This is a genomic window from Veillonella sp. (genome assembly GCF_019414865.1).
Taxonomy (GTDB): Bacteria; Bacillota; Negativicutes; order Veillonellales; family Veillonellaceae; genus Veillonella.
This window is the reverse complement of sequence record NZ_DXLG01000172.1, coordinates 1-2504: the sequence shown is the minus strand read 5'-3', so window position 1 is coordinate 2504 and position 2504 is coordinate 1. Positions and strand designations below refer to the sequence as shown.

The 2504-nt window shown below is 34.1% G+C and carries 3 protein-coding genes; all 3 read right to left on the bottom strand.

The genetic code is table 11. The features are described 5' to 3' along the window. Window positions 1–637 (bottom strand): lysylphosphatidylglycerol synthase transmembrane domain-containing protein (locus QZ334_RS07900; protein ID WP_295233446.1); only part of this gene is annotated, 637 nt, incomplete at its 3' end. Further along, complete coding sequence (locus QZ334_RS07895; RefSeq protein WP_295233443.1) at window positions 634–1488, bottom strand: ChbG/HpnK family deacetylase; 855 nt, start codon at window positions 1486–1488, stop codon at window positions 634–636. The genes QZ334_RS07900 and QZ334_RS07895, both read right to left, overlap by 4 nt. Before the next feature lie 185 nt (window positions 1489–1673). Continuing rightward, window positions 1674–2468, bottom strand: coding sequence for a TrmH family RNA methyltransferase (locus tag QZ334_RS07890; RefSeq protein ID WP_295233440.1), 795 nt, complete (start codon window positions 2466–2468; stop codon window positions 1674–1676). Window positions 2469–2504 lie beyond the last annotated feature (36 nt).

Sequence of the window (2504 nt, the reverse complement as noted above, 5' to 3'; positions counted from 1 at the left end):
GTTGTTTATATAGTAATCCTAAACCTTGATTCAATGTTTCTAATTTAGAAAGCCAATCTTTCGTTTTATGTGCTTTAAACCGTTGCGCTAAGTTATATACAAATTGACGCATATATTTAGTTTGTAAGATATAAGTACCTACCAGCATTGCAATGACAGATACTACTGCAAAAATCAATAGCATATCTCTTGAAATATATGGAATTTCAATAGCATCATGTAAAAATACTAAAGGTAACATGATAACCAAGAACATAATTGAAAATACGGTGCGTATTAATACGATTGGCGTACCTTTAGATATGGGTACACCATAACTTTTTAATACTAGAACTTGCGCTACAGCACCTCCACTGGCACCTGGTGTCAACATGGCCATAAAATAATTACTAAAAATTACGCGAAGTACCGCCTTTATGGATAGCTTGTACCCACCGATTTTTACAAGTCTTTGTAACCGTAGGCCATCAAAATACATGCCTGCTGCTAAAGCTATCAAAGCTAATAATAACGAAATACTATTAAATGATGAAATTGTTTTTAATGCATCTAAATCAATAGTGTAGTAAATGATACCAATTGACACAGCCAATAGTAAAAGAAACATAAAAATGCCTCTCTTCATCATTTTACTCATATCAAGTCTCCATAATTAATTAGCTCAATATTATGTTGTCTAATATATAAACGCGTATGGTTAGAACAAACAGCTTGTAATTCATCTTCCCAATGATAGCCCCATTTATATTGATTTCCAAGAAGCGTATTATTTAAACCTGGATGAATCATCAATTCATGAGTACCCGATTTTTTAGATACGGATTTTAATATACCCATTAACGTTTTCTGATTAATGTGTCCCCCATTTACCATACCCCAAAAATATTGTGTGGAATACATGCCGTTATCACGTATTGTAGGACGTGCTTTTGCAGCCACAGTAGATAACCCCACCTTACCTAACAATCGCACCGGAGAGTACATATAATTGACAAATAAAGAAGATTCATCTGGAATGCGTATAGCATTAATACCATACTGTTTAGCTTGCTCTATTACGATTGGTAGTACCGTCGGTAATACATGCATATGTTGATGACCATCAATATGCGTTACATGTAAACCAGATTCCATAATACGTTCCATTTGAGCGTGAATTTCTTTGCGCAATTCACTATAATTAATCTTTCCAGTATAAATTCGCTTCATAAAATCGATATATGTTTCTGGAAATACGCCTTCAGATGTAAGCAGAGATGATACTTCAGATGGATCACATACCGGTTTAAGTCCACCTACTAAGGCGATATGAACACCAATGCCCAACTTAGGGTTATTTTTTGCCATACTTACAGCTTCTGTAAAAGCTTCACCTCCCGCTAATAGAGAGGTACTCGTAATGATACCTGTACGATGACCATCAATGACTGCAGCATTAACTGCACTATGAAGACCAAAATCGTCGGCATTTACTATTAATTTGGACATAGTTTACTTCCTTTTCATTAAAAAAAGGGAGAACTTTGTTCTCCCACAAAGGATATATGTTATTGTACCAAATACAGAACTATAAAATCAATACAAAAGCCCTCTACTTGTATACTAGTAGAGGACTTTCGATATACTTATAAATTTTTATCATAAATACTAGATCTGATTCTCAAGTATTTTAATTATGATATCAATTGCTCTTGAGCTTTATACATACATAAAGCCGCTGCTACACTCACATTTAACGATTCAATGTCACCATACATGGGAATCATGATTCGGTGCTCACATAGATTCATAACCTCAGGTGTTACCCCATTCCCTTCATTACCTAAAATCAACATACATCGTTTATCGTATGTAACCATGTTATAAGGTTTTGATTCCTCTAAAGCAGTTACATAGGTAGACATATTGGATTCTGCAATCAGATCATTAAGCATAGATAATGTCACGTCTTCATAGACAGGTATTTTATGTAACGCACTCATTGTACTACGTACCGTCTTATCATTAAAAGGATCTACTGTACCTTTCATCAAGAATATGCCCTTCACACCTGCTGCTACAGCAGTACGTATAATCGTACCTAAATTACCGGGATCTTGGACACCATCTAGTGTAATATAAACACCATCTTCAATAGAGATAGATTCAATACTATGATTGGGTTTCGCTACTATGGCAATAATACCTTGTCCATTTACGGTATTATCGATTTTATCAAATATTGGATCTTGCGCAATATAAGTAGGAATTGATTGCATAGAATCTAAAGCTAATAACGCTTCGATATTATTATCTTTAAATTTAGACTCTCGTATAACAATTGTTTTTATTACACCATTAGATGAAATATCACGGATAGAACGGATACCTTCAACAATATACTCACCATGTTTATTACGATTTTTACGTTGTCCTAGAGAAACTATACGTTTAATAGTCTTATTATCTTTAGATTGGATAAATTCCATGCTAACTCCCGCTTTTTTGACGAATCCATAGATTAT

What these genes read in the sequence shown, in the direction of transcription:
- QZ334_RS07895 (WP_295233443.1), bottom strand. Translation starts at nt 1,488, where the DNA reads ATGTCCAAATTAATAGTAAATGCCGACGATTTTGGTCTTCATAGTGCA.
- QZ334_RS07890 (WP_295233440.1), bottom strand. Translation starts at nt 2,468, where the DNA reads ATGGAATTTATCCAATCTAAAGATAATAAGACTATTAAACGTATAGTT.